At 70.6% G+C, this 1,241-nt stretch carries 2 protein-coding genes; both read right to left on the bottom strand.

Annotated elements, in window-relative coordinates:
* Nucleotides 1-255 (bottom strand): NAD(P)-binding domain-containing protein (locus ACZ5CR_RS45980; RefSeq protein ID WP_468869887.1); only part of this gene is annotated, 255 nt, incomplete at its 3' end.
* 112 nt (nt 256-367) lie between these two features.
* Nucleotides 368-973: a mycothiol-dependent nitroreductase Rv2466c family protein gene (locus ACZ5CR_RS45975; RefSeq protein WP_468869885.1), complete on the bottom strand. Its 606-nt coding sequence runs from the start codon at nt 971-973 to the stop codon at nt 368-370.
* Nucleotides 974-1,241 lie beyond the last annotated feature (268 nt).

Here is a 1,241-nt window from a genome sequence, read left to right as displayed (position 1 = left end):
GATCGGGCCGAGCACGGCCTGCGAGACGTCGTAGTCGTAGAGGCAGACGACCACCACGTCCGAGGCGCGGACCGCCTCGGCAGCGGTGGCGGTGCGCACGGCACCTTCGGCCACCAGGTGATCGCCCTTGCCGGGCGTGCGGTTCCAGACGGTGGTGGGGTGTCCGGCCTTGAGGAAGGCGCCGGCGAGGGCCTGGCCCATGGCGCCGAGGCCGAGGACAGTTACGGGGGTCTTGTGCTGCTGCTGAGTGGTCATGATGACCATGTTTGGCGAGCGCCCGCTGCCTCACAAGTACCGACTAATTAGTCAGGTACTGAGGAAAAGGTAAGCATGCGGAGGGAGTTGAGGACCGCCGTCGGCTCGGGGATCAGCCGAAGTCGAGCTCGCCGTACGCCCGCTTCAGCTCGCAGAAGTCCTGGACCCCCGCCATCAGCACCACCCCGTCCCACAGCCGCCCCGCCGCCTCCCCCTTCGGCGCGGGCGAGACGACCGGACCGAAGACGGCACCCACCCCCGGGACCGAGAGCACCGGCGTCCCCACATCGGGGCCGACCAGCGCGCTGCCCTGCTCGTGCGAGGCCCGCACCGCGCCGTCGTACTCCTGCGTCCCGGCCACCGCCGCGAGCTCCGTGGGCAGTCCGGCGTCGGCGAGTGCGCGCTCGATGCCGTCCCACTCCCCCCGCTCGTGCAGCCGCACCCCGAGCGCGTCGAGATACCTCCCCAGGGCCCCGCTCCCGTACCGCCCGGCCACGGCCGCGCAGACCCGGCCGGGACCCCGCATGTAGTCGCCCCACTGCCCCTCGGGGTCCTCGGGGTCGACATCGAGGCCTTCGTTCAGCACCGAGAGGCTCATCACCCGCCACCGCACGGTGACGTCCCGCACCCGCTCGACCTCGCGGATCCACCGCGAGGTGAGCCAGGTGTACGGGCACACGGGGTCGAACCAGAAGTCGACGTGCTGCGGCGTGCTCATCCAACTACCGTACGCGTTCGGGAAGTTGACGGGTCACGGCCATTGACGCCCGGCATGTCTGCAACTACAAAACCCAGAGGGCGTTCTGAGAGCGCTCTCACCAGTACGCACACTCCCCCCACGGAGGTGTTCCATGAGCACCGATCGCATCGGTCGCTTCACCAAGTCCCCCCGCACCGCCCCCGTCCTTGCAGGCCTTGCCGCCATCGGCCTGCTCGGCGCCCTGATGACGCCCGGCACGGCACGCGGCGACGTCCCACCGGCGCCC

This window comes from Streptomyces sp. NPDC031274, from assembly GCF_055570235.1.
This window is presented reverse-complemented; position numbering and strand designations above follow the sequence as displayed.